This window comes from Mesorhizobium sp. B2-8-1 (assembly GCF_006440955.1).
Classification (GTDB): Bacteria; Pseudomonadota; Alphaproteobacteria; order Rhizobiales; family Rhizobiaceae; genus Mesorhizobium.
The window spans coordinates 1-25613 of the sequence record NZ_VFTX01000010.1 but is presented as its reverse complement, the minus strand read 5'-3'; the positions used below and the strand labels follow the sequence as shown (position 1 = coordinate 25613).

Sequence of the window (25613 nt, the reverse complement as noted above, 5' to 3'; positions counted from 1 at the left end):
AAGATGTTGCAATGCACCATTGCGCTGTGTGCATAGCCGGTTAATGGCGCCTGAACGCCACCCCCGGCGCCGGCGCATTGCCCTTCCCATGATGGGAATGCCTGTTCCTGTCGTTTTGTCTTACAAATTGCGGAAATGTCATCGCCGCCGACCTTGCCATATCGATCTCCTGCTGGCTTGATCGCCGCCGGATTGCCAACGTTACCGGGAGGAAAGAATGGCCGCCGCAGACTATGAAATTCTCGATCCGCGTTTTGCGCGGCTGTTCAACGGCAATGCGCAAGTGGACAAGCTCTTTACCGGCTGCCGATGGGCGGAAGGGCCGGCCTGGTTCCCCGCCGGCCGCTATGTCGTCTGGTCCGACATCCCGAACAACCGCATGATGCGTTACGACGAGACCGACGGCAGCGTCAGCGTGTTTCGGCAGCCATGCGGCAATTCCAACGGCAACACCGTCGACCGGCAGGGCCGGCTGGTGACCTGCGAGCATTCGGGGCGCCGCGTCAGCCGCACCGAGTTCGACGGTTCGGTCACCACCATTGCCGCCAAATGGAAGGGCAAGCGGCTGAATTCGCCCAATGACGTGGTGGTCAAGTCGGACGGCTCGATCTGGTTCACCGATCCAACCTACGGCATCGACACCGATTACGAGGGCGACAGGGCCGAGAGCGAGATCGGCGCCTGCCATGTCTACCGGGTCGATCCCGGTACCGGCGATGTCGAGGCTGTCATCACCGACATGGTCAGGCCGAACGGGCTGGCTTTCTCGCTCGACGAGAGCAAGCTCTATGTCGTCGACACCGGCCGCACGCATGGCGCGCAGAACCCGGCGCATATGCGGGTATTCAATGTCGGCGAGGGCGGCAAGAAGGTCTCGGGTGAAAAAGTCTTCGCCGACTGCACCGCAGGCCTGTTCGACGGCTTCAGGCTCGACGATGCCGGGCGCATCTGGACCAGCGCCGCCGATGGCATCCATTGCTACGATCCGGACGGAACGCTGATCGGCAAGGTCAAGGTGCCCGAGGTGACGGCCAATTGCGTGTTCGGCGGCGCCAAGCTGAACTGTCTCTACATTGCCGGCACCACCTCGCTCTACATGGTCCGGCTGATGGTGAACGGCGCCAAGACCTACTGAGCTGAATTAAAGGGAGGATCGTCATGCCATTCGTCAACATCCGCATCGTCAAGGAAGTGATCGCCGCCGATCCGGCCGGCAAGAAAGCCGACATCGCCAAAAAAGTCACGGCGGCGATCATGGACGCCACCGGGCTCGGCAATGACGATGTCTGGGTGGTCTTCGAGGAGGTCAACGCCCGCGACTGGTACGTCGGCAAGACCGATGTCGAGACGCTGAGAAAAGGGTAGGCGCTAACGCGCGCGAATGAAATCCGCGAAAGCGGACAACGCATCGCGCATTGCCAACGCGTTCGCCTGCTCCCCCAGGACGGCCTCCACCTCAGCTGGCTTCTTGCCGAGCAGCCCGATCTCCAGCCCGCCGTCATGAAGCGCGAAGGACATGGTGCGCATGATCTCCGCCAATGCGGCGCGGGCATAGAGCGAGCGCGGCGAGGCGTGCACCAGCATGGCCGGCTTGTCGACGGCGGCATCGCGCGAGACCAGCCAGTCGAGCGCATTCTTCAGGCCGCCCGGCACGCCATGCGCATATTCCGGGCATGAGATGATGACGCCGTCGGCGGCGGTGACGGCATCGATCAGCCTGGACGCTTCGGACGGCGTCCGCTCACCCTCGTCGTCGGGGTTGAAGATCGGCAGCAGGCCGAGTCCTTCATGGATGGCGACGCGGCAGCCCTCTGGCGCGTTCCACGCCAGTGCCGCGACCAGGCCCGAATTGGTGGAGGCCGCCCGCAGGCTGCCGGAAATGGCAAGGAGGTTCAGCAAGGCGACGCTCGGACGAATCTTCCGCGCACGCTACCACATCGTCTGCTTGTATTCGTCGTCCAGCCAGCGGTCGGTCGCCTCGGCCGAATCGGCGAGCGCCAGCTGGTCGCGCAGGATCTGACCGAGCGTCGGCAGCGTGGCGCGGTCGTACCAGCTGTCGGGCTTCCACAAGTCGGAGCGCATGAAGGCCTTGGCGCAATGCATGTAGGCGGCCTTGACGGCGACCACGACGACGCTCTGCGGCTCCTTGCCGTCGACGGCCAGCCGTTCGCGCAAACCCGCGTCGACGGTGATGCGGGCGTCGCCGTTGACGCGCAGCGTCTCGTTCATGCCGGGAATGAGGAACAGCAGCCCGACCGACGGGTTGAGCAGGATGTTCTCCAGCGTATCCAGCCGGTTGTTGCCGGGCCGGTCGGGGATGGCGATGGTCCTGTCGTCAAGCACGGCGGCGAATCCTGGCTTGTCGCCTTTCGGCGTCACATCGGCATTGCCTTCGCCGTCGGAGGAGCCGATCAGCACGAAGGGGCTCTTGCCGATGAAGGAGCGGCAATGGCCGTCCAGCGCCTTCAATTCTTTGCGGATCGAACCATCCGTCGGACGCGGCGTCTTGTAGATCGTCCGCAGCTCTTCGCGCGTGGTGACGAATTCCATGGCACTCCCCCCAATTCGCAGGCCTTACTTGCCGGCCTTCTCTTCGCCGCCGGTCTTGTCGTCCAGCGAATGGCGCAGGATCAGCGGCATCTGGCTGAAGGTGAACAGAAGCGTGATCGGCATGATGCCCCAGACCTTGAAGGTAACCCAGGCATCGGTCGAAAAATTCCGCCACACCACCTCGTTGACGAGGGCCAGGAACAGGAAGAACAGACCCCAGCGGAAGGTGAGTTTTCTCCAGCCCTCGGCATCGAGCCTGAAGGCGGAATCGAAGACGTAGCCAAGCAGCGATCTGCCGAAGAACAACCCTCCGAGCAGCACGCCGCCGAACAGCGTGTTGACGATGGTCGGCTTCATCTTGATGAAGATGTCGTCCTGCAGATAAAGCGTCAGCGCGCCGAAGATGAAGACGACGACGCCCGACACCATCGGCATGATCGGCAGGGTGCGGGTGAGTAGCCAGGACGCGACCAGCGCGATCGCGGTGGCGGCCATGAACAGGCTGGTGGCGACGAAGATCGGGCCGCCGAATTCAGCCAGCGCCGGGAATTTCTGCGTCAGCCATTCGCCTCGCGCATTGGCGAAAAAGAACACCAGCAGCGGCCCTAGCTCGAGAACGAGCTTGAGCAGCGGGTTGACGCCTTCCTTCTTCTCTTTCTGCGGGTCGGACGGATCGCGTTCGAGAATGGGTGGGTTCATATCTTCCTTCTTACGCACGATCCGGTTGAAGCAACTTCCGGGATCATGCCGTTACGCAACGCCAGCGATCGCCCTGGCGAATTCGCTTGCCGAGAACGGTTCGAGGTCGTCGACCTGTTCGCCGACGCCGATGAAATAGACCGGCAATCTGTGTTTTGCCGCGATCGCCACCAGAATACCGCCACGCGCCGTGCCGTCCAGCTTGGTCATCACCAGGCCGTTGACGCCGGCGATGTTGCGGAAGATCTCCACCTGGTTGAGCGCGTTCTGGCCGGTGGTGGCGTCGACCGTCTGCAGCACGGTGTGCGGCGCTTCCGGATCGAGCTTGCCCAGCACGCGCACGATCTTCTCGAGCTCCGCCATCAGCTCGGCCTTGTTTTGCAATCGGCCGGCGGTGTCGATGATCAGCACGTCGGAACCCGCTTCCTTCGCCTTCTCGAAGGCATCGTAGGCGAGGCCGGCGGCATCGGCGCCGAGCTTGGAGGCGATGACCGGCGATTTCGTCCGCTCGCCCCAGATCTTGAGCTGCTCGATGGCGGCGGCTCGGAAGGTGTCGCCGGCGGCCAGCATCACCGACAAGCCGCCATCGGTCAGTTTGGCCGCCAGCTTGCCGATGGTCGTGGTCTTGCCGGTGCCGTTGACGCCGACCACCAGGATGACATGCGGTTTGTGGCTGAGGTCGAGTTCCAGCGGCAGGGCGACGGGGGTCAGCACCTTCTCGACCTCCTGCGCCATCACGGTGCGGACCTCGGCGTCGGAGACATCCTTGCCGTAGCGGCTGGCGGCCAGCGAATCGGTGACGCGCAAGGCCGTCTCCAGCCCGAGATCGGCGCGGATCAGCACGTCCTCCAGGTCCTGCAGCGTGTCATCGTCGAGCTTGCGCTTGGTGAAGACGCCGGCAATGTTGCCCGACAAGTCGCGCGAGGAGCGGGCAAGCCCGTCCCGCATGCGCTGGAACCAGGAGCGCCGCGGCGCCGGCTCCGGCGCCTTCTGCGGCTCGGCCTTCTGCTCCACCTTTCTGGCGACCGTTACCTTTCCGGGGGCAGGCGCAGGCCTCGGCGGGACGGGAACTGCCTCAGGTTCCGGCGCGACCTCGGCGCGCACAGGCTGCGGCTCGATGGGCGCAGGCTGGCGAATTGGCGGCGAGATTTCGGCGGCGGTTTCGGCACTGGGTGCCAGGTTCTCGACAGGCTGGCGCCCCTCACCCTTACCCTCTCCCCATGAAGGACGGAGAGAGGGAGGCGTTGGCGATGGAACTTCTTCCTTCTCCCCGTCACTATACGGGGAGAGGGTGCCGGCAGGCGGATGAGGGGCGGCGCCGGCCTGTGAAGGCTGCGCGGAAGACGGTGTCGCAGGAATCTCGATTGGCGCCGGCGTCTCGACCGGAACTTCGGCGGGCGTCGGTACTTCGGCGGGTGCCGGTTCCGGCAGCTGCTCCGGGCGCGACGGGACAATTTCCGGCTCGGCGGGCGCTGGTTGCGGTACCTCCTGCGGCCGCGGTTCGGGCGCAGGCTCCGGAATGGCCGGGGGTGTCGGAATTTTCTCAGGGGCCGGCGGCTCCGGGCGCTCTGGCGCCGGTGCCGGTTCCTCCTCCGGCAGCGGTTCCGGCTCGGGCGGAATGGTCGGCTCCGGCACCGGCGGAATGGCCGGGGCAGGCTTGGGTGTCGGCTCCTCGGGCGGCGCGGGCTCGACGGGAGGCTGAGCCTGGGTCTCCTCCCGCTTCAGGAATTCCGGAACGGCCTGCTCGGCCGCCGGTTTCAGCGTGTCGAGCTGATCCCATTTGATCGGCGGCAGCGGGGCGGTCTCGTCGACGCGCTCCTCGACGACCTCCTTCTTGCCGAACGAAAATATCTTCTTGAAGAACCCGGCCATCTCTTGCGTTTCTCAGGCGGCACGGGCGGCAAGCGGAGCCGCGATCAGCCGGGCGCCGTCATGACCGGTGACTGTTGCTTCGACGATCTCGCCCGGCGCGCCGGTGGCGAGCGCGGCGAGCGTAAACCCTTCGGTGCGGCCGAGCCCGTCGCGCTCGATCAGGATCGACTGGCGCGTTCCGGAGAGCGACGACAGATGGCGGCGATATGCCGTCTCGCCGGCGGCGCGCAGGCGGGCTGCCCTCTGCTTGATCACTTCGCGGCGGACCTGCGGCATGCGCGCGGCGGGCGTGCCTTCGCGCGGCGAAAACGGAAAGACGTGCAGGTGGGTCAGCCCGCATTCCTCGACGATCTTTGCCGAATTTTCGAACATCGCCTCCGTCTCGGTCGGGAAGCCGGCGATGATGTCGGCGCCGAAGACGACGTCAGGGCGCAGCTTGCGCACGTCTTCGCAGAAGCGGATCGACTGATCGCGCAGATGCCGACGCTTCATGCGCTTCAAAATCATGTCATCGCCGGATTGCAGCGACAGATGCAGATGCGGCATCAGCCGCGGCTCGGTGGCGATGGCGTCGAGCAAATCGTCGTCGGCCTCGATGGAATCGATGGAGGAGAGGCGCAGGCGCTTCACGTCCGGCACCTGGCGCAGGATGGTCTTCACCAGCCTGCCGAGTTTCGGCGCACCCGGCAGGTCGGCGCCGAAACTGGTCATGTCGACGCCGGTCAGCACGATCTCGGCATAGCCGTTGCCGGTGAGCCGCTTGACCTGTTCGACCACGGCGCCCATCGGCACCGAGCGTGAATTGCCGCGGCCATAGGGGATGATGCAGAAGGTGCAGCGGTGGTCGCAGCCATTCTGCACCTGCACGAAGGCGCGTGCCCTGCCCTCGATGGCATCGACCATATGGCCGGCGGTCTCGCGTACGGAGAAGATGTCGTTGACGCGCGCCTTCTCGCTGTCGTTGACGCCGAAATCCGGCAGCGCGCGATAGGAATTGGCCTTCAGCTTCTCCTCATTGCCAAGGACGAGATCGACCTCGTCCATGGCCGCGAAATTCTGCGGCTCGGTCTGCGCCGCGCAGCCGGTGACGATGATGCGAGCTTCGGGGTTGTCGCGGCGCGCCTTGCGGATCGCCTGTTTGGCCTGGCGGACCGCTTCGCCGGTGACGGCGCAGGTGTTGAAGATGACGGCGCCGCCAGCCAGCCCACCGAGGCCCGCAGTTTCGGCCTCGCGCCGCATCACCTCGGATTCATAAGTGTTCAGCCGGCAGCCGAAGGTCACCAGTTCGATGCGATTGGGGCCCTTCCCCACATCGCCATCCTTGAAAGGAGCGGGCATCAGGCCGCGCTTTCGGTGTCGCGCGCCCAGGCGCCGCTCGAGGGATCGAAGCTGCCGGAAAACTCCCATTCGGCCGCACCGGTCAGGATGACATGGTCGTTTTCAAGCCATTCGACGTGCAGCGAGCCGCCGCCGGGGGTCAGTAGATTGACGCTGCGCCCGGTGCGCCGGGTGCGGGCCGCAGCCACGACGGCGGCGCAGGATGCCGTGCCGCAAGCCTTGGTCAGGCCGGCGCCGCGTTCCCAGGTGCGGATGATCATGCTGTCGGGCGAGGTCACCTGCGCGATGGTGATGTTGGCGCGCTCGGGGAAGATCGGATGGTTTTCGAGCAGCGGTCCGAAGCGGTCGAGTTCGTAGGACCAGACGTCGCGGTCGACCCAGAAGATGGCATGCGGATTGCCCATGGAGACGACCGAGGGCGAATGCAGCACCGGGGCGTCGATCGGGCCGACCTGCAATTCGATCATGCGGGTATCGCGAAACTCCTCAGCGAGCGGAATGTCCCGCCAGCCGAAGCGCGGCGTGCCCATGTCGACCGAGATCGAGCCGTCGGCATGTTCCTGCGCGTTGAGGATTCCGGCGACGGTCTCGAAGGTGAATGTCTTTTGTCCGGTCTCGGCCGCCAGCGCCTGGACGACGCAGCGCATGCCGTTGCCGCAGGCCTGCGCGCCCGAGCCGTCCGAATTCAATATGTCGATGAAATAGGCCGTACCCGGCGTCCGCGCCTCATGGATCGCCATGATCTGGTCGAACCGCGTCGAGGCATCGGCGTTGAGCGCGATCGCAGCTGTCGGCGTCACCCGGTCGGCACGGCCGCGCATGTCGGCAACGATGATCTCGTTGCCGATGCCGTTCATCTTGGCGAAAGGGGCGGTGCCTGCCATTTCTTCCGGTCATTCCGTACTGTTTGCCGCTATATGGCGGAAAAGGGCGGGAATTACCAGTGCATCGCGCCTTCAGGTGACGGCGAAGACGCCGAGCACGATCAGCAGGAATATGATCAGCACGATACCGATCAGGATGCGCGCGCCGGTGGCGGCCGCACCTGCTAATGCCGGCATGCCGAGCAGGCTCGCAGCGGCGGCGATAATCAGGAGAATGATGATCCATTTAAGCATGGAAATGCCTCGCAAAGCGATAGAAATCGAAGCCCCTTCAACAAACGCGCCGGTGGCGCTCGGGTTCCGCCGGCCGCGGCCGGCCCCGGTCAAAGCGCCGCTTCCTGCGGCACGTCCCAGACCTCACCTGGCCGCAAGGCGCGAAAACGTTCGCGCGGCAGGCCCTCGGCCTCCAGCGCCTCGTCGAGCTTGCGTGCCGGCTCGTCGATCGGTTCGTCGGTGAGCTGGAACGTGCCCCAATGGCAGCCGGCCGCATAGGCGGCGTTGCACAATGTCATGCCTTGCACCGCCTCCTCCGGGTTTTGATGCTGCGAGGCCATGAACCAGCGCGGCTCATAGGCGCCGATCGGCAGGATGGCGAAGCGGAAGCCGCCGTGCTTGTGAGCCATGAGCCGGTAGTTGATGCCGTCATGGAAGCCGGTATCGCCCGCGAAATAGATCCGGCCGGCCGGCGTCTCGATGACGAAGCCGGCCCATAGCGCCATGCGCCGGTCGCGTGTGCCGCGCGCCGACCAGTGATGCGCCGGCTCGACATGGACGGCCACGCCATCGCCGATGTCGACCCCGTCGCCCCAGTCATGCGCCGAGAGCCGCATGCCGGGAACCGCCCCGCCAATCAGGACGTCATTGCCGAACGGGGTCACCACCAGCGGGTCGTGCCTGGCCTTGAGCTGCTTCAGCGTCGCGATGTCGAGATGGTCGTAGTGATTGTGGCTGACCAGCACGAGATCGATCGGCGGCAGGTCGGCCAGGGCGATGCCCGGCGCGTTGACGCGTTTCGGCCCGACGAAGGAGAACGGCGAGGCCCGCAGCGACCATACCGGATCGGTGAGGATGTTCAGGCCCGCGGTCTGGACCAGCAGCGTGGAATGACCGACCATGGTCACGGTCAGGCCGGCGCCCTCGACACGTGCAGGCGGCTTTGCCTGCGGAAAGGGGCTCGGATTGGTGGCCGGCCATTTCGAGCGTTGGCCATTGAACTGCCATTTCAGCAGATCGGCGAAACGCGCCGGCGGCTGGCCGCCGGGATTGAAGAACAAGGTTCCGTCGAAATGATCGCTGGGCGGGCCGTTATAGTAGCGATTGGCGGCTTTCGGTCTCGCAGCCAATTTGCGGCTCCAGCGAATTTCGTCTTGATAGACATAGCCCTTGTGCCGGCTGGCGCAAGCGTTTGCCGGCCGAATGCCAACGGCCCGGGCGGCCGGCTTGAGTAGGATCGGATTGGGGAGGACGATGCCATGGCGATGAAGCGGACCAGGACACCATGGATGAAGGCCGGGGATTTCGGCCGCTCGCTGGCGCGCGGCATCGGCGTCAACCTGCTGGTGAGCGACATGGCGGCCATGGAAGCCTTCTGCCGCGACGTGCTCGGCGCCGATATCATCTATGCCGACGAGGATTTCGCGGCGATCGAGCTGCTGGGCTCGGTGTTCATGCTGCACGCCGACCATTCCTATCTCGACAATGCCATGACAGGGACGATCGCCGGCGCCGAGACACGCGGCGCCGGCATCGAACTGCGCCTTTACGGCGCCAATCCGGATGCGGTCGAGGCCGCCGCGCGCGATCACGGCCACATCGTGCTGGCCGGAGCGATCGACAAGCCGCACGGCCTGCGCGAGAGCTATGTCGTCGGACCGGACGGCTATATATTCGTGCCGAGCGCTCCGCTGGCCGGATGATAGCGACAAATTTGCAACAATTCTTGGCGCAAACCCTATTTTAACCATATCGGGTTGAAATTTCGCCACCTTCTCCATCTTGGTGGAGGGCGACATTGTGCGGACGGCAGCCCCGCCGGATCCGACGGAGGTTGAAATGACTTTTTCGAAAACAGCCCTGGTGGCCGTATCGCTGGCGGCGCTCGTTGCGAGCGGCTGCTCAACCTCACGGTTCTCCTCGATGGACGACCAGCAGCCGGCGCCGCTGCAGCCAGCACCGTCCGGGCAAGTGACGGCCAACCAGTTGCCGCCTCCGGCCTCTCCCGGCACCACCGATCCCTCGCAATTCCCGACCGCGCCGCAGAACAGCCAGGTCGCCTCCTTGCCGCCGGACGGTTCGGCGCCGGCGGGTGCGCCGGACCTGACCGCGGCCAGTGTCGCCGGCGTATGGAACGCCAGCGTTTCCGGTCAGAGCTGCAAGGTGGCGACGCCGCAGACCAAATTCGGCGCCGGTTTCCGCGCCGGACCGCTGCATTGCCCGGCGCCGATCGACGGCATCAAGTCATGGAACGTCGCCGGCAAGCAGTTGACGCTTTACGATGAGAATGGCGGCACGCTGGCACGGCTCTATTCCTCGGGCGGCTCGAAATTCGACGGCCAGACTTCCAATGGCCTGCCGATCTCGCTTACAAGGTAGCCAAGCCCCTCGACAACGACGTGACCTATGCATCTGCGTGACGGCCTCCAGACCCATGTGACCGTCAGGCAGCGTTACGACCATCTGGTCGACACCGGTGCCATCGAGCGCGATCCGGCGCAGGAGCGGATCGTCACCGCTCTCGACCGGCTGGTATCAGAGATTTCGGTGAAGCGGCTGGCGCACAAATCGAGCGCGCTTGGCTGGCTCTTCGCCCGAAGGCGCGAGACGCACGAGGCGGTCAAGGGCCTCTACATCCATGGCGGCGTCGGCCGCGGCAAGACCATGTTGATGGACTTGTTCTTCGAGCTGCTGCCGGTGCGGCGCAAGCGCCGCGTGCATTTCAACGACTTCATGGCCGAGGTGCAGGACCGCATCCAGAAGCACCGGCAGGAGCGCAAGGACGGCACGGTGAGGGAAGACGATCCGATTCCGCCGGTGGCGCGGGCGCTTGCCGAACAGGCCTGGGTACTGTGTTTCGACGAGTTCTCGGTCACCGACATCGCCGATGCGATGATCCTGTCCCGGCTGTTTTCGGCGCTGTTCGCCAGCGGCGTGGTGCTGGTGGCGACGTCGAACGTAGCGCCGGAGAACCTCTATCGCGACGGGCTGAACCGTCAGCTTTTCCTGCCCTTCATCGGCATATTGGAACGGCATGCGCAGGTGCTCTCGCTCGATGCCGACAAGGACTATCGGCTGGAGAAGCTTGCCCGTACGCCAGTCTATGTGACGCCCGCCGATGCGGCGGCCGATGAGGCGCTGGACGCGGCTTGGCAAACGATGACGCGCGGCGCGCCGACGGCCGAGGCGTCGCTTGCCGTCAAGGGCCGGCAGCTGGCCGTTCCGCGCGCCGCCGGCGACGCGGCGCGTTTTTCCTTCGCCGATCTGTGCGAGAAGCCGCTCGGCGCGCGCGACTATTTGGCCCTTGCCGACCGCTTCTCGACCATCTTTGTCGACCGCATTCCGGTGCTGGGTGAAGGCCGGCGCAACGAGGCCAAGCGCTTCATCCTGCTGGTCGACACGCTCTACGACCATCACGTCAGGCTGGTGGTAAGCGCGGAAGCGCCGCCGCAGCAACTCTATGTGGCCAAGCGCGGCGTCGAGGTGTTCGAGTTCGAACGCACGGCTTCGCGGCTGATCGAGATGCAGAGCCGCGACTGGCTGGAGGATTGGGCGGAGCGGCGGAAGGCGAAGGCGACGCCGACCGAAGCGCAGGCGCAAGCCTAGAACCAGCCGACGGGGGGCCTTCAAAGGCTGATCCGTACGGCTCCTGCTATGAGAGCCCTACAAGTCGTATACATACATCACAAAATCTTCCGCTGGACCGTGCGGTTCCTTCCGCGACTCGTAAAGCGCGCGGGCGGCACGGTTGTCCGGCTCGGTGCCGACCCAGGCTTCTTCGCAGCCATTCTCCCTGCCGATCGCAAACATCGCGTCGAGCATCTTTCGCGCGATGCCCTGGCGCTGGAAGGCCGGCGATACGCCGAGTTCATCGATGTAGAGCTCCGTCATTTTGTCGGGATGACGGTGGATGACCGCGGCGCATTGACCGACGGTCACGCCGTCGGCGAGCGCCACGACCATGAAATGGCCGAGCTCCCTGAGATAGGCTGCCAATCGATCCGGCCTGACCGGTTCGTCGAACACATCCTCGGCGACCCGCATCACAAGGGCGTCATTGCCGGCATCAAGTCTTACGATCTCCATCTTCATCGTGTAGATTTTCCCCAGTCGAGTTTTCAAACTTTTACGTTTACGTAATTCCCGGTCACTCTAACCGATTGAAAACGCTCGCTCCAAAATAATCGTTTGAATTTACGCGGCGCCGGGGCTATTGGGTGCGGCGAAATCTCGCGGGATCCCCGCAGCATTCCGGTCTCTTCCTCGACGCCGTCATCAGATCGTCAGCGATTTGAGCGACATCACGAACAAAGGGAAACTATCCTGACATGGCACGCAACAAGATAGCGCTTATCGGCTCTGGCATGATCGGCGGCACGCTCGCTCACATGATCGGCCTCAAGGACCTCGGCGACGTGGTTCTGTTCGATATTGCCGAAGGCATCCCGCAGGGCAAGGGGCTCGATATTGCGCAATCGTCGCCGGTCGACGGGTTCGATTCCAGGCTGACCGGCGTCAACGACTATGCCGGGATCGAAGGGGCGGACGTCTGCATCGTCACCGCCGGCGTGCCGCGCAAGCCGGGCATGAGCCGCGACGATCTGCTCGGCATCAACCTCAAGGTCATGGAACAGGTCGGCGCCGGCCTGAAGAAGTACGCGCCGAAGGCCTTCGTCATCTGCATCACCAATCCGCTGGATGCGATGGTCTGGGCGCTGCAGAAGTTTTCCGGCCTGCCCAACACCCATGTCGTGGGCATGGCCGGCGTGCTCGACAGCGCTCGCTTCCGCTATTTCCTGGCCGAGGAGTTCAAGGTCTCGGTCGAGGACGTTACCGCCTTCGTGCTCGGCGGCCATGGCGATTCCATGGTGCCGATGATCCGCTATTCGACGGTTGCAGGCATTCCTCTGCCCGATCTCGTCAAGATGGGCTGGACCTCGAAGGAGAAGCTCGACCAGATCGTGCAGCGCACCCGCGATGGCGGCGCCGAGATCGTCGGCCTGTTGAAGACCGGCTCGGCCTATTATGCGCCGGCCGCATCGGCGATCTCGATGGCCGAAGCCTATCTCAAGGACAAGAAGCGTGTGCTGCCTTGCGCGGCCCACCTTTCCGGCCAGTATGGCGTGAAGAACACCTATGTCGGCGTTCCCGTGGTGATCGGCGCCGGTGGCGTCGAGCGCGTCATCGAGATCGAGCTTTCCAAGCCAGAGCAGAAGATGTTCGATAGCTCGGTAGCGGCGGTGCAAGGCCTGACCGAGGCCTGCGTCAAGATCGCGCCGCAACTCGCCTCGAAGTGAACCCCAGCAGCTGATCCGGAGACGATCCAGATGAACATCCATGAATATCAGGGCAAGGCGCTGCTGAAGGGCTTTGGCGCGCCGGTGGCCCAAGGCGTGCCGGTGTTCAAGGCCGATGAGGCGGAAGCCGCCGCCAAGGCGCTGCCCGGCCCGCTCTATGTGGTGAAGAGCCAGATCCATGCCGGCGGCCGCGGCAAGGGCAAGTTCAAGGAGCTCGGGCCTGACGCCAAGGGCGGCGTGCGGCTGGCCAAGTCGGTCGCCGACGTCGTCGCCAACGCCAACGAGATGCTCGGCCACACGCTGGTGACCAAGCAAACCGGCCCGGCCGGCAAGCAGGTCAACCGGCTCTATATCGAGGATGGCGCCGATATCGAGCGCGAGCTCTATCTGTCTGTTCTGGTCGACCGTTCGGTCGGCCGCATCGCCTTCGTCGTCTCGACCGAAGGCGGCATGGACATCGAGGCGGTCGCCCACGACACGCCGGAAAAGATCATCACCGTCGCCATCGATCCGGAAAAGGGCGTTACCGCGGATGACGTGAAGAAACTCAATGGCGCGCTGAAGCTCGACGGCGATGCTGCCAGGGACGGCGGCACGCTGTTCCCGATCCTCTACAAGGCCTTCGTCGAGAAGGACATGAGCCTGCTCGAGGTCAATCCCCTGATCGTCATGAAAAACGGCCGGCTGCGCGTCCTCGACGCCAAGGTGTCGTTCGACAACAACGCGCTGTTTCGCCATCCGGATGTGCTCGAGCTGCGCGACACCACCGAAGAGGACGAGAAGGAGATCGAGGCGTCGAAATACGACCTCGCCTATGTCGCGCTCGACGGCAATATCGGCTGCATGGTCAATGGCGCCGGCCTCGCCATGGCGACGATGGACATCATCAAGCTCTACGGCGCCGAGCCGGCCAACTTTCTCGATGTCGGCGGCGGCGCGTCGAAAGAAAAGGTGACGGCGGCCTTCAAGATCATCACCAGGGATCCGGCGGTCAAGGGCATCCTGATCAACATCTTCGGCGGTATCATGAAATGCGACATCATCGCCGAGGGCGTTATCGCCGCGGTCAAGGAAGTGGGCCTGAAAGTGCCGCTGGTCGTGCGCCTTGAAGGCACCAATGCCGAACTCGGCAAGAAGATCATCAACGACAGCGGCCTCAACGTCGTGTCGGCCGACGATCTTGACGACGCGGCCAAGAAGATCGTGGCGGCGGTGAAGGGCTGATCAAGTGCCTCCGCGCAAGATAAATCTCGTCGAGGCTGCGGATGCGAAGATCGCGGATGTCTTCGATCCGCATATCGCCGGCGATGTCAATGACAGCCAGGCGAAGGTCGCCAAGTTCGGCGCGGTTTTCGACTGGCACGCCCATGACAACGAAGACGAAGCCTTCCTCGTGCTGCGCGGCCGCATCGCCATCGATTTCCGCGACGGTCCGGTCGAGCTCGGCGAAGGCGACTTCATCGTCGTGCCGCGCGGCGTCGAGCACCGGCCGCGTTCGCTGACACCGGAACCTGTGGTGCTGATGTTCGAGCCGGCGACGACGCTCAACACCGGCAACGCCAAGAGCGATCTCACCGTCACCGACCTGAAGCGGCTCTGAACCATGAACGCGGCCTCCTTCTCCTCGCTCTCGCCCGATCACCAGCGCCTGCAGGCGCTGGTCGGCGCGTGGCGTGGCGAGGAAGAGGTCGCGGACACACAATGGGCCGATGGGGGCTCAGCGACTTCGGAAGTACTGGCAGAGGCACAGTTCGGCGGCCTGTTCGTAGTGCAACGCTATCGCCAGCGCCGCGACGGGACGATTTCGTTCGGCGCGCACAGCGTGTTCGGCTTCGACCGGCAAAACAGCCTTGTCACCATGCATCAGTTCGATTCGATGGGCTTTGTGCCGGCCTCGCCGGCCTCCGGCACGTGGGAGGGCAACACACTGACGCTGTTGCGCTCGTCGCCGCGCGGGGCCGCACGCGTGACCTACGCTTTCGACGGCAGCGACAGCTATCGCATGCGACTGCAATTCCAGCCCGTCGGCAGCGACGGCTGGCAAGACATGATGAGCGGCCTTTACCGGCGCGTCCCGCCTTCCGTTTTGGGGGATGGCTGAGCGATGGAAATCCTGGGCAAAGCGGTTGAAGAAAGACACATAATCACACATATATTGGCTGTGTGTTTATGTGGAGACGAGCGATGAAGAACGTCACCCTGGCCATGGACGAGGCACTGCTTGAGAAGGCGCGAGGCCTTGCCGGACGTCGCAAGACGACGCTCAACGCCCTCATTCGTTCACTGCTTGCGCATGAAGTCGAGCAGGAAGATCGGATTGCCTGGGCCAAGGCGGGAATGAAGCGGCTTATGGACGAGGCTGCGAAACGGAGCGACAGCGCCGACACCCCCTACAAGTGGGATCGAAGGGACGCCTATGCCGACCGGGAAGATCGACTGCTTTCTCGACACGAACGTCCTGATCTACGCGGCTTCGGAGAAGAATCGTGACCCACGTCGCGCGCCAATCGCAGAAGACCTGGTATCGAGCACTGTCTTTGGCGTGTCGGGGCAAACCTTGGCCGAATTCACAGCGGTGGCGCGAGGAAAATCCCTTCTGGGGGATGATCTGCTCGACCAATGGCTGGTCCTCCTCGGCACTTGTCCGCTGGTGCCTGTCGACGAAAGCTATGTTCGCGCAGGACTGGACCTCGCCCACCGCTACGGAATTCACTACTACGACGCCGCGCTTCTTGCCGCAGCCGGATATCTCGGCGCGCCGATTTTCTACACCGAAGATCTCAACCACAACCAGGTTTATGGCTCGGTGCGAGCCGTCAATCCTTTCTTGTAATCGCTGAATTCAGAGGCGTTCTCACCATGTCCATTCTCGTCGACAAGAACACAAAGGTGCTCGTGCAGGGCCTGACCGGCAAGACCGGCACCTTCCACACCGAACAGGCGCTGGCCTATCACGGGACCAAGATGGTCGGCGGCATCCATCCCAAGAAGGGCGGCGAGACCTGGACCGGCGCCAAGGGCGAGAACCTGCCGATCTTCGCCACCGTCGCCGAGGGCAAGGCCAAGACCGGCGCCAACGCTTCCGTCGTCTATGTGCCGCCGGCGGGTGCTGCCGAAGCCATCATCGAGGCCATCGAGGCCGAAATCCCGCTCATCGTCTGCATCACCGAAGGCATTCCCGTCATGGACATGATCAAGGTCAAGGCGCGACTCGACCGTTCGACGTCGCGGCTGATCGGCCCGAACTGTCCCGGCGTGCTCACCCCCGACGAATGCAAGATCGGCATCATGCCCGGGAACATCTTCCGCAAGGGTTCGGTCGGTGTTGTTTCGCGCTCGGGAACGCTTACCTATGAAGCCGTGTTCCAGACCACCAATGTCGGCCTCGGCCAGACCACCGCTGTCGGCATCGGTGGCGATCCCGTCAAAGGCACCGAATTCATCGACGTGCTCGAAATGTTCCTCGCCGACGACGAGACCAAGTCGATCATCATGATCGGCGAGATCGGCGGCTCGGCCGAGGAAGACGCCGCGCAGTTTCTCAAGGACGAGGCCAAACGCGGCCGCCGCAAGCCGATGGCGGGCTTCATCGCCGGACGCACGGCGCCGGCCGGCCGCACCATGGGCCATGCGGGCGCGGTTATCTCGGGCGGCAAGGGCGGCGCCGAAGACAAGATCGCGGCAATGGAATCGGCCGGGATAAAAGTTTCGCCATCGCCGGCCCGGCTGGGCACGACGCTGGTCGAGGCAATTAAGGGCTAGTGAGTAGTCAATAGTGAGTAGTGAAAAGGGAAGAACGGGTGAGTAGCAGCTGAACGGGAAAGTCTTCATTTTTCCTACTCCTTACTGACTACTCACTATTCCCCTCGAAAGGAGACGGAGCCAGGCTCCGCAGACAAAATGGCACGACAAGATCAGGCCAACGACCAATTTTCGCTCACCTCTTTCCTCTATGGCGGCAATGCCGATTATATCGACGCGCTCTATGCGGCGTATGAGGACGATCCAGCCTCGGTCAATCCCGAATGGCAGGAGTTCTTCGCCGGCCTGAAGGACGATGCCGGGGATGTCCGCAAGAACGCCAAGGGCGCCTCGTGGGCCAAGCCCTCCTGGCCGCTGCAGGCCAATGGCGAGCTGGTGTCGGCGCTCGACGGCAATTGGGGCCTGGTCGAGAAGCACATCGAAAAGAAGGTCAAGGAGAAGGCAGCCGTCAACGGCGCCGTCCCCTCCGACGCCGACGTGCACCAGGCGACGCGCGATTCCGTGCGCGCCATCATGATGATCCGCGCCTATCGCATGCGCGGCCATCTGCACGCCAATCTCGACCCGCTCGGCATCGCCACGCTCGAGGATTACAACGAGCTGTCGCCAGAGAATTACGGCTTCACCGAAGCCGACTACGACCGGCCGATCTTCCTCGACAATGTGCTCGGGCTCGAATTCGGCACCATCCGCCAGATGCTCGACATCCTGACCCGCACCTATTGCTCGACGCTCGGCGTCGAGTTCATGCACATCTCCGATCCGGAAGAGAAGGCGTGGATCCAGGCGCGCATCGAGGGCGCCGACAAGGAGATCTCCTTCACCGCGACCGGCAAGAAGGCGATCCTGCAGAAACTGATCGAGGCCGAGGGCTTCGAGCAGTTCGCCGACGTCAAGTTCAAGGGCACCAAGCGCTTCGGCCTCGACGGCGGCGAAGCGCTGATCCCGGCACTGGAACAGATTGTCAAGCGCGGCGGCCAGCTCGGGCTGAAGGAGATCGTGCTCGGCATGGCGCATCGCGGCCGCCTCAACGTGCTCTCCCAGGTGATGGCCAAGCCGCATCGCGCCATCTTCCACGAATTCAAGGGCGGCTCGGCCGCACCCGACGAGGTCGAGGGCTCGGGCGACGTCAAATACCATCTTGGCGCCTCCTCGGACCGCGAGTTCGACGGCAACAAGGTGCACCTGTCGCTGACCGCCAATCCCTCGCATCTGGAAATCGTCGACCCTGTGGTGATGGGCAAGGCGCGCGCCAAGCAGGATTATCTGTTCGGCCGCGGTCGCGAGGAGATCGTGCCGCTGGAAGAGCGGGCCAAGGTGCTGCCGCTTTTGCTGCATGGCGACGCAGCCTTTGCCGGCCAGGGTGTCATTGCCGAAATCCTCGGCCTATCGGGCCTGCGCGGCCACCGCGTTGCCGGCACATTGCATTTCATCATCAACAACCAGATCGGCTTCACCACCAACCCACGTTTCTCGCGCTCGTCGCCCTATCCGTCCGACGTCGCCAAGATGATCGAGGCGCCGATCTTCCACGTCAATGGCGACGATCCGGAAGCCGTGGTGCACGCCACCAAGGTGGCGATCGAATTCCGCATGAAATTCCACAAGCCTGTCGTGGTCGACATGTTCTGCTACCGCCGCTTCGGCCACAACGAGGGCGACGAGCCGGCCTTCACGCAGCCGATCATGTACCGCAACATCCGCAACCATAAGACAACGGTGCAGATCTATGCCGACCGGCTGATCGCCGAAGGCCACTTGACGCAGGCCGAGTTCGACAAGCTCAAGGCCGACTGGCGGGAGCACCTGGAATCCGAGTGGGAAGTCGGCCAGCATTACAAGCCCAACAAGGCCGATTGGTTGGATGGCGCCTGGTCGGGCCTGCGTACGGCCGACAACCAGGACGAACAGCGGCGCGGCAAGACCGCGGTGCCGGCCAAGACACTGAAGGAGATCGGCAAGAAGCTGACTGAGGTGCCGAAGGATTTCGAGGCGCACAAGACGATCATCCGCTTTCTCGAAAACCGCCGCCAGGCCATCGAATCCGGCGAAGGCATCGACTGGTCGACGGCCGAGGCGCTGGCTTTTGGCGCCATCCTGCTCGACGGCAACCCGATCCGCCTCTCCGGGCAGGATTCGGAGCGCGGTACCTTCTCGCAGCGCCATTCTGTGCTCTATGACCAGCGCGACGAGACCCGCTACATCCCGCTCAACAATCTGTCGGCGGCGCAGGCCGGCTATGAGGTCATCAACTCGATGCTGTCCGAAGAAGCCGTGCTCGGCTTCGAATATGGCTACAGCCTGGCCGAGCCGAAGGCGCTGACGCTGTGGGAAGCGCAGTTCGGCGACTTCGCCAATGGCGCCCAGGTGGTGTTCGACCAGTTCATATCCAGCGGAGAGCGCAAGTGGCTGAGAATGTCGGGCCTCGTCTGCCTGCTGCCGCATGGCTATGAAGGCCAGGGACCGGAACATTCGTCTGCCCGGCTCGAGCGTTTCCTGCAGCTCTGCGCCGAGGACAACATGCAAGTGGCCAACTGCACGACGCCGGCCAACTACTTCCATATATTGCGCCGGCAGTTGAAGCGCGACTTCCGCAAGCCGCTGATCCTGATGACGCCGAAGTCGCTGCTGCGCCACAAGCGGGCGGTGTCGACGCTGCCGGAAATGTCGGGCGAAAGCTCGTTCCACCGGCTGCTGTGGGACGATGCCCAGCTCTTGCCCAACCAGGCCATCAAGCTGACCAAGGATTCCAAGATCCGCCGTGTCGTGCTGTGCTCGGGCAAGGTCTATTACGACCTCTACGAGGAGCGTGAGAAGCGTGGCATCAACGACATCTATCTGCTGCGCGTCGAACAGCTCTACCCGTTCCCGGCCAAGGCGTTGATCACCGAATTGTCGCGCTTCCGCAATGCCGAAATGGTGTGGTGCCAGGAGGAACCCAAGAACATGGGCGCCTGGTCGTTCATCGACCCGTATCTGGAATGGGTGCTGGCGCATATCGACGCCAAGCACCAGCGGGTGCGCTACACCGGCCGGCCGGCATCCGCCTCGCCGGCGACCGGGCTTATGTCCAAGCATCTCGCCCAGCTCGCCGCCTTGCTCGAAGACGCGCTCGGCGAGTAGGCAGAGTTGAGCGAATAGAACAGACAGACAACAAACGGACAGGCACAATGGCTACCGAAATCCGCGTTCCCACTCTCGGCGAATCCGTCACCGAGGCAACCATCGGCAAATGGTTCAAGAAGGTGGGCGATGCCATTGCCGCCGACGAGCCGCTGGTCGAGCTCGAAACCGACAAGGTGACGGTCGAGGTTCCCTCGCCGGGCGCTGGAACCTTGGGCGAGATCGCGGCCAAGGAAGGCGAGACGGTCGGGGTCGGCGCGCTTCTGGGCTCCATTTCGGCCGGCGGCGCCGCCGCACCAGTGACCAAGCCGCAAGCCGTGGCGCAGGCATCGAGCCCCGACGCCGCGCAGACCACCAAACAGGCCGCCGCCGAGACCGCCAAGGTCGCCGGCGACGCCGGTCCGGTCGAGCCGCGCACCATGCCGCCGGCGCCGGCAGCGGCGAAACTGATCGCCGAGAACAATCTGTCGGTCGACCAGCTTTCCGGCTCCGGCAAGCGCGGCCAGGTGCTGAAGGGCGACGTGCTCGACGCCATCTCCAAGGGTGCGCCGTCGCAGCCGGCCGAGACGCCGAAGGCGGCCCCGGCCCCGGCAGCGCCGGTTGCTGCCCGTGCGCCGTCCTCAGGCAACGACGCGGCGCGCGAGGAGCGCGTGCGCATGACCAAGCTGCGCCAGACCATCGCGCGCCGGCTCAAGGAAGCGCAGTCGACCGCCGCCATGCTCACCACCTTCAACGAGGTGGACATGTCAGCGGTGATGGCGCTCAGGACCAAGTACAAGGACGTGTTCGAGAAGAAGCACGGCGTGAAGCTCGGCTTCATGGGTTTCTTCACCAAGGCCGTCACGCACGCGCTGAAGGAAATCCCCTCGGTCAACGCCGAGATCGATGCCACCGATATCATCTTCAAGAACTACGCCCATATCGGCGTCGCCGTCGGCACCGAGAAGGGTCTGGTCGTTCCGGTGGTGCGCGATGCCGACCAGATGTCTATCGCCGAGATCGAGAAGGAGATCGGCCGGCTCGGCATCGCCGCGCGCGACGGCAAGCTGTCGGTCGCCGACATGCAGGGCGGCACGTTCACGATTTCCAATGGCGGCGTCTACGGGTCGCTGATGTCCACGCCGATCCTCAACGCGCCGCAGTCGGGTATTCTGGGCATGCACAAGATCCAGGACCGGCCCGTGGTGGTCGGCGGCCAGATCGTGATCCGGCCGATGATGTATCTGGCGCTGAGCTACGATCACCGCATCGTCGACGGCAAGGAAGCGGTGACCTTCCTGGTGCGCGTCAAGGAAAGCCTGGAGGATCCGGAACGGCTGGTGCTTGATCTGTGAGGCGGTCGGATGGCGGCTCGCGGTCGGAGTAGCCAATAATGGCCCTGTTCCCTGGGCCTGCCAGACCGATAGCGCTGGCGGCCGGTATGGCATTCGCCGCTGTCCACGCTAATGCCGCATGCCCGGCCGAACTCGCCGTCTACGGCGATGCCCAGAGCGGCAGTGAGATCAATTTTACGCCGACCGGCACGTCGGCGACCGTCACCAACACGTTCCGCTTGATCCTCGACAACGATGTGGTGCTGAACGGCATCGTCCAATGGAACGAAGGTGTTTCGCGGCCGAACGGGGCGCTGATGTACAAATGCCCGGGAGGCGACGTTACCGGCACCGAGCTTGCCGCCTGCACCTTGTGGAGCGGCGTCATCTATACGTCGGATGAAAAGGGCAGCATCGGCCTGTTGCCGGCCGAAGGCGTCGAAGCACCGAAGACGCTGATCCTGCCCGATCTCGGTCCGGTGTTGCATCAATCCACCGCCCATGGCGGCAGCGGATTTTCGAAAGTGCCGTCGGATGTGTTCGCCTTGAAGGGGTGCCAGGAATGAGCGGGACGCAAAAGGTGCTGCTGGTCACCGGCGGCAGCCGCGGCATCGGCGCCGCGATCTGCCGGCTCGGGTCGAAGGCTGGCTATCGCGTAGCGGTCAACTACACCTCCCACCAGACCGCCGCCGAGGCACTGGTCGGCGAAATCAAGGCCGCAGGCGGCGAGGCCTTTGCGGTCAGGGGCGATGTCGGCGTCGAATCCGATATCGTTGCCATGTTTGAAGCCGTCGACCGCGGCTATGGCCGGCTCGATGCTTTCGTCAACAATGCCGGCATCGTCGACGTCAAGGCGCGGGTCGATGAGATGGATGTTTCACGGCTGGAGCGCATGATGCGCATCAATGTCGTGGGGTCGTTCCTCTGCGCCCGCGAAGCGGTGAAGCGGATGTCGAGCCGTCACGGTGGGTCGGGTGGATCCATCGTCAACATCTCGTCGGCTGCGGCAGTTCTGGGCTCGCCGGGCGAATATGTCGACTACGCCGCGTCCAAGGGCGCGATCGACACCTTCACCATGGGGCTCGCCCGCGAGGTGGCGCTGGAAGGCATCCGCGTCAATGCGGTGCGGCCGGGCATCATCGATACCGAAATCCATGCCTCGGGTGGACAGCCGGACCGGATAGAACGCTTCCGCGATCTTCTGCCGATGAAAAGAGCCGGCACCGCGGATGAAGTCGCGGGCGCGGTTCTCTACCTGTTGTCCGATGCCGCGTCCTATACGACCGGCGCGATCCTGAACGTCAGCGGCGGCCGCTGAGCGCCCCAAGAAAAAGGGAAACAAACATGGCTTATGACGTCGTAATCATCGGCTCGGGACCGGGCGGCTATGTCTGCGCCATCAAGGCGGCGCAGCTCGGGCTGAAGGTCGCGGTGGTCGAGAAGAACCCGACCTTCGGCGGCACCTGCCTCAACATCGGCTGCATTCCGTCCAAGGCGTTGCTGCATGCCTCCGAGATGTTCGCCGAAGCCGGCCACTCCTTCGACACACTGGGTGTCGAAGTGACACCGAAGCTCAATTTGAAGAAGATGATGGCGCACAAGGACGCCACGGTGACGGCGAACGTCAACGGCGTCGCCTTCCTGTTCAAGAAGAACAAGATCGATAGTTTTCGCGGCATCGGCACGGTGGTCGCGGCGGGCAAGGTGTCGGTGACGAGCGAGGACGGCAAGGTCGAGGAAATCGAGACGAAGAACATCGTCATCGCCACCGGCTCGGATGTCGCCGGCATTCCTGGCGTCACGGTCGACTTCGACGAAAAAGTCATCGTGTCCTCGACCGGCGCGCTGTCGCTGGACAAGGTGCCCGGCCATCTCGTCGTGGTCGGCGGCGGCGTCATCGGGCTCGAGCTCGGCTCGGTCTGGGCGCGGCTCGGCGCCAAGGTCACCGTGGTCGAATTCCTCGACACCATCCTCGGCGGTATGGACGGTGAGGTCTCCAAGCAATTCCAGCGGCTGCTCTCCAAGCAGGGCTTCGAATTCAGGCTCGGCGCCAAGGTCACCGGCGTCGCCAAGGCCAAGAAGGGCGCCAGCGTCACTTTCGAGCCTGTGAAAGGCGGCGCGGCCGAGACGATCGAGGCCGACATGGTGCTGATCGCCACCGGCCGCCGCGCTTTCGCCGACAGCCTGGGCCTGAAGGAAGCGGGCGTCGAGGTCGATGAGCGCGGCCGGGTCAAGACCGACGCGCACCTCAGGACCAACGTACCAGGCATCTATGCCATCGGCGATGTCATCGCCGGGCCGATGCTGGCGCACAAGGCCGAGGATGAGGGCGTGGCAGTGGCCGAGACCATTGCCGGCCAGGCCGGCCATGTGAACTATGATGTCATTCCGAGCGTCGTCTACACCAGCCCGGAGATCGCTTCGGTCGGCAAGACCGAGGAAGAATTGAAGAAGGCCGGCATCGACTACAAGGTCGGGAAATTCCCGTTCACCGCCAATGGCCGGGCGCGCGCCATGCTGCACACCGACGGCTTCGTCAAGATCCTGGCCGACAAGGCCACCGACCGCGTGCTCGGCGTTCACATCGTCGGCTTCGGCGCCGGCGAGATGATCCACGAGGCGGCGGTGCTGATGGAATTCGGCGGCTCGTCGGAAGATCTCGCCCGCACCTGTCATGCCCATCCGACCATGTCGGAAGCAGTGAAGGAAGCGGCATTGGCGACGTTCTTCAAGCCGATCCATATTTAGAACGATCCAGGAAAACCGTGAAACGGTTTTCCCGGGCAAGCGCGTAGCGCTTCCCTTGAGGGAATTGCCTCCTTGCCTGCCCCAAACAGAACGGCCCACCGGAAGGCGGGCCGTTCTTCGTTGAAAGCCGTGGCCCGATTACTGGGCCGGTGCGGGAGCTGGGGCTGGCGCAGGAGCCGGTTCGGCGGGCTTCATCGGCTCCGCGGGCGCTGGCGCCGGGGCCGGTGTGCTCGCGGCCGGCGGTTCGGTCGCCGGATGCTCACCACTTCTTCCGAAAACATAATACGCGACAATCGCCAGAATAACGACGACCAATGCAATCAGCCAAGGGCTGCCGCCGCCACCTGATCTGGGCGTGTCGTTTGATGGATTCGCCATAAAAGTGTCCTCCGTGGATGAAAATGATCAATCAACAGCCATCAACGCGCAACCGTTGATGGGGTTTCACGCTAGGGAAGGAAAGCGCCGAAAACGCGGCGCACGGTTCCTCCGCTGCCCACGCGACTCAATCGACAGCGGTGACAGTATAGCCGGCTTTGCGGAAATCCTCGACCAGGCCCTCGGGACCGGGCAGATGCAGCGCGCCGACGGCGATGAAGGCACTGCCTTTGGCGAGGAATGGTCCGGCATGATCGACCATCGCCTTGTTGCGGCTGGTGATCATGGTCTGCTCGAACGCTGCGTAGCCTGTCGCGTCGCCCGTCTCGCCGGGCAGCACGGCGCGAAACAGCGGCCAGAACATGCCGGTCTCGCCGCGCTGGTAGAGCACGATCATGGTTTCGTTGACGTCGTTCATCTTGTCGCCGAGCTTCAGTGTGTCGACCAGTCCCTTCATGTGGAACGCCATCGGCAGCGAAGCCATGGCGCGCAGCTGGTCGGCGACGGTTTCCAGCCCTTCGACGGATTTGCCGGAGGCCTTGGCATCCTCGGCAAGCTTGACGTCGAGCACCGGCGCGCCGCCCGCCTTGCGGGCGAGCTCGCAGGCTGGAAGCGCCACCATGGCCGACAGCATCCACGGCTTCATCTTGGCGACGGTTGCCGGCGAGATGCCGCGTTCGTCGAGCGCCTTGTCGACCGCCGCGGCGTCGTCGGGCGACAGCAGCGACGACAGCGTGGTGCTGTCGGTGAACATCATCAGCTCCGGCTGCTTGAGCAGGGCCGCCATCATCTTCTGCTGGTCGAGCACTTCGGTGGTCTCGATGACGATGGTGCCGGCGCCGTCATAGGCCTTCTGCGCCGCCGGCGGCAGCGCTGTGACGCGCGGGTCGGTCATATGCATGGTGCCGAACAGGAAGGACGGCTGTTCGCCCGTCTTCTCCAGCTTCCACAGCAGGCCCTTGCCGTTCGGCGTTGCGGCGGCTTCCGCCTCGATCTTGCGGTAGGTGGACGGGTCACTTTTCTGCAACGCCGACAGCATGTCGGCGCCGGTGCAGGACGGGATTTCGGCATGCGCCTTGCCCGCCGCAAACAACAGGACGGCGAGTAGAGACAGGAAGAACAGCACATGGAACGCCAGGAGCAGCTTCAGCGAGAAGAGCGCAGCGCGGTCGGCGATGACGATGACCCGTTTCATGGTCCTTTCCTAAGCTGGAAAAACGGCAAAACGGTTAACCCGGAGAACGAAATTGTCTTCGGTTCAATCAGTTTTGACTATCGCTCGAATTACTGAACGGCTTGCGGTTGGTTGAGCCGCCCACCCCTCATCATCCCGTGGCGAAGTCCGGAAGCCTCGCGCAACCCCAATACTTCACGCCCTCGGGTGAGCCGATTCATAGATCTCCAACAGCCTCGACGTATCGACGCCGGTGTAGATC

The 25613-nt window shown here is 63.9% G+C and carries 27 protein-coding genes; 17 read left to right on the top strand and 10 right to left on the bottom strand.

Translation table 11 applies throughout. The features are described from left to right. Positions 1–217 precede the first annotated feature (217 nt). Together FJ428_RS23095 and FJ428_RS23090 are read left to right on the top strand one after the other, a co-directional pair. On the top strand, positions 218–1135 hold the full coding sequence (locus tag FJ428_RS23095) for an SMP-30/gluconolactonase/LRE family protein (protein WP_140880319.1): 918 nt from the start codon (positions 218–220) through the stop codon (positions 1133–1135). 23 nt (positions 1136–1158) lie between these two features. After that, positions 1159–1365 (top strand): 4-oxalocrotonate tautomerase family protein, encoded by a 207-nt coding sequence (locus FJ428_RS23090; RefSeq protein ID WP_013892236.1) that lies wholly within the window; start codon positions 1159–1161, stop codon positions 1363–1365. Between the two features lie 3 nt (positions 1366–1368). Here FJ428_RS23090 and FJ428_RS23085 read toward each other — a convergent pair whose 3' ends face one another. The 8 genes from FJ428_RS23085 to FJ428_RS23050 all read right to left on the bottom strand — a co-directional run bounded on the left by FJ428_RS23085 (position 1369) and on the right by FJ428_RS23050 (position 8686). Next, entirely contained in the window at positions 1369–1899 is a 531-nt protein-coding gene (locus FJ428_RS23085) for an NADPH-dependent FMN reductase (RefSeq protein ID WP_140492845.1), read from the bottom strand. A gap of 30 nt (positions 1900–1929) precedes the next feature. Next, positions 1930–2550: a pyridoxamine 5'-phosphate oxidase family protein gene (locus FJ428_RS23080; protein WP_140524975.1), complete on the bottom strand. Its 621-nt coding sequence runs from the start codon at positions 2548–2550 to the stop codon at positions 1930–1932. Positions 2551–2574: 24 nt separating this feature from the next. Beyond that, positions 2575–3249: a septation protein A gene (locus FJ428_RS23075; RefSeq protein ID WP_140880318.1), complete on the bottom strand. Its 675-nt coding sequence runs from the start codon at positions 3247–3249 to the stop codon at positions 2575–2577. A gap of 51 nt (positions 3250–3300) precedes the next feature. Then, positions 3301–5121: a signal recognition particle-docking protein FtsY gene (ftsY, locus tag FJ428_RS23070; protein WP_140880317.1), complete on the bottom strand. Its 1821-nt coding sequence runs from the start codon at positions 5119–5121 to the stop codon at positions 3301–3303. 12 nt (positions 5122–5133) lie between these two features. Next, the gene (mtaB, locus tag FJ428_RS23065; RefSeq protein WP_140524972.1) at positions 5134–6459 is read right to left on the bottom strand and encodes a tRNA (N(6)-L-threonylcarbamoyladenosine(37)-C(2))-methylthiotransferase MtaB; all 1326 of its coding nucleotides are present in this window, start codon (positions 6457–6459) and stop codon (positions 5134–5136) included. Next, the gene (gene dapF, locus FJ428_RS23060; RefSeq protein ID WP_140518073.1) at positions 6459–7343 is read right to left on the bottom strand and encodes a diaminopimelate epimerase; all 885 of its coding nucleotides are present in this window, start codon (positions 7341–7343) and stop codon (positions 6459–6461) included. Before dapF ends, mtaB begins: the two co-directional genes overlap by 1 nt. A gap of 72 nt (positions 7344–7415) precedes the next feature. Further along, positions 7416–7577: a DUF1328 family protein gene (locus FJ428_RS23055; RefSeq protein WP_140518074.1), complete on the bottom strand. Its 162-nt coding sequence runs from the start codon at positions 7575–7577 to the stop codon at positions 7416–7418. Between the two features lie 89 nt (positions 7578–7666). Beyond that, complete coding sequence (locus tag FJ428_RS23050; protein ID WP_140662768.1) at positions 7667–8686, bottom strand: MBL fold metallo-hydrolase; 1020 nt, start codon at positions 8684–8686, stop codon at positions 7667–7669. Between the two features lie 129 nt (positions 8687–8815). Here FJ428_RS23050 and FJ428_RS23045 point away from each other — a divergent pair, with 129 nt between their 5' ends. From FJ428_RS23045 to zapE, 3 genes are all read left to right on the top strand, one after another. Next, entirely contained in the window at positions 8816–9259 is a 444-nt protein-coding gene (locus FJ428_RS23045) for a hypothetical protein (protein WP_140492821.1), read from the top strand. A 136-nt stretch (positions 9260–9395) separates the two neighbouring features. Further along, a complete protein-coding gene (locus tag FJ428_RS23040) occupies positions 9396–9935 on the top strand; it encodes a protease inhibitor Inh/omp19 family protein (RefSeq protein WP_140492818.1) in 540 nt (179 codons plus the stop codon). Positions 9936–9962: 27 nt separating this feature from the next. Beyond that, positions 9963–11162: a cell division protein ZapE gene (zapE, locus tag FJ428_RS23035; protein WP_140554855.1), complete on the top strand. Its 1200-nt coding sequence runs from the start codon at positions 9963–9965 to the stop codon at positions 11160–11162. 57 nt (positions 11163–11219) lie between these two features. Here zapE and FJ428_RS23030 read toward each other — a convergent pair whose 3' ends face one another. After that, positions 11220–11648 (bottom strand): GNAT family N-acetyltransferase, encoded by a 429-nt coding sequence (locus tag FJ428_RS23030; RefSeq protein ID WP_140880316.1) that lies wholly within the window; start codon positions 11646–11648, stop codon positions 11220–11222. 236 nt (positions 11649–11884) lie between these two features. On the opposite strand from FJ428_RS23030, the gene mdh reads away from it, so the two are divergent. The 12 genes from mdh (at position 11885) to lpdA (ending at position 23799) form a co-directional block, all read left to right on the top strand. Next, positions 11885–12853 (top strand): malate dehydrogenase, encoded by a 969-nt coding sequence (gene mdh, locus FJ428_RS23025; protein ID WP_140492808.1) that lies wholly within the window; start codon positions 11885–11887, stop codon positions 12851–12853. Positions 12854–12883: 30 nt separating this feature from the next. Continuing rightward, positions 12884–14077 (top strand): ADP-forming succinate--CoA ligase subunit beta, encoded by a 1194-nt coding sequence (sucC, locus tag FJ428_RS23020; protein WP_140492804.1) that lies wholly within the window; start codon positions 12884–12886, stop codon positions 14075–14077. Positions 14078–14081: 4 nt separating this feature from the next. Further along, the gene (locus FJ428_RS23015; RefSeq protein WP_140492802.1) at positions 14082–14453 is read left to right on the top strand and encodes a cupin domain-containing protein; all 372 of its coding nucleotides are present in this window, start codon (positions 14082–14084) and stop codon (positions 14451–14453) included. A 3-nt stretch (positions 14454–14456) separates the two neighbouring features. Beyond that, on the top strand, positions 14457–14954 hold the full coding sequence (locus tag FJ428_RS23010) for a DUF1579 family protein (RefSeq protein WP_140492799.1): 498 nt from the start codon (positions 14457–14459) through the stop codon (positions 14952–14954). Positions 14955–15037: 83 nt separating this feature from the next. After that, entirely contained in the window at positions 15038–15343 is a 306-nt protein-coding gene (locus tag FJ428_RS23005; protein ID WP_140492797.1) for a hypothetical protein, read from the top strand. Further along, entirely contained in the window at positions 15270–15686 is a 417-nt protein-coding gene (locus tag FJ428_RS23000; protein ID WP_140880315.1) for a PIN domain-containing protein, read from the top strand. Before FJ428_RS23005 ends, FJ428_RS23000 begins: the two co-directional genes overlap by 74 nt. Before the next feature lie 26 nt (positions 15687–15712). Further along, the gene (sucD, locus tag FJ428_RS22995) at positions 15713–16615 is read left to right on the top strand and encodes a succinate--CoA ligase subunit alpha (RefSeq protein ID WP_140518080.1); all 903 of its coding nucleotides are present in this window, start codon (positions 15713–15715) and stop codon (positions 16613–16615) included. A 138-nt stretch (positions 16616–16753) separates the two neighbouring features. Continuing rightward, entirely contained in the window at positions 16754–19738 is a 2985-nt protein-coding gene (locus tag FJ428_RS22990) for a 2-oxoglutarate dehydrogenase E1 component (protein WP_140880314.1), read from the top strand. Positions 19739–19785: 47 nt separating this feature from the next. Continuing rightward, on the top strand, positions 19786–21072 hold the full coding sequence (gene odhB / locus FJ428_RS22985; RefSeq protein ID WP_140524967.1) for a 2-oxoglutarate dehydrogenase complex dihydrolipoyllysine-residue succinyltransferase: 1287 nt from the start codon (positions 19786–19788) through the stop codon (positions 21070–21072). A gap of 86 nt (positions 21073–21158) precedes the next feature. Continuing rightward, positions 21159–21617, top strand: a complete 459-nt coding sequence (locus tag FJ428_RS22980; RefSeq protein WP_181167375.1) for a hypothetical protein — start codon at positions 21159–21161, stop codon at positions 21615–21617. Then, positions 21614–22369: an SDR family oxidoreductase gene (locus FJ428_RS22975; RefSeq protein WP_140554849.1), complete on the top strand. Its 756-nt coding sequence runs from the start codon at positions 21614–21616 to the stop codon at positions 22367–22369. Before FJ428_RS22980 ends, FJ428_RS22975 begins: the two co-directional genes overlap by 4 nt. 26 nt (positions 22370–22395) lie before the next feature. Then, positions 22396–23799 carry a dihydrolipoyl dehydrogenase gene (gene lpdA, locus FJ428_RS22970; protein WP_140566666.1) on the top strand — a complete coding sequence of 468 codons (1404 nt, stop codon included), beginning with the start codon at positions 22396–22398 and terminating at the stop codon, positions 23797–23799. A 505-nt stretch (positions 23800–24304) separates the two neighbouring features. Here lpdA and FJ428_RS22960 read toward each other — a convergent pair. After that, the gene (locus FJ428_RS22960) at positions 24305–25372 is read right to left on the bottom strand and encodes a TraB/GumN family protein (RefSeq protein WP_140880312.1); all 1068 of its coding nucleotides are present in this window, start codon (positions 25370–25372) and stop codon (positions 24305–24307) included. Between the last annotated feature and the right edge of the window lie 241 nt (positions 25373–25613).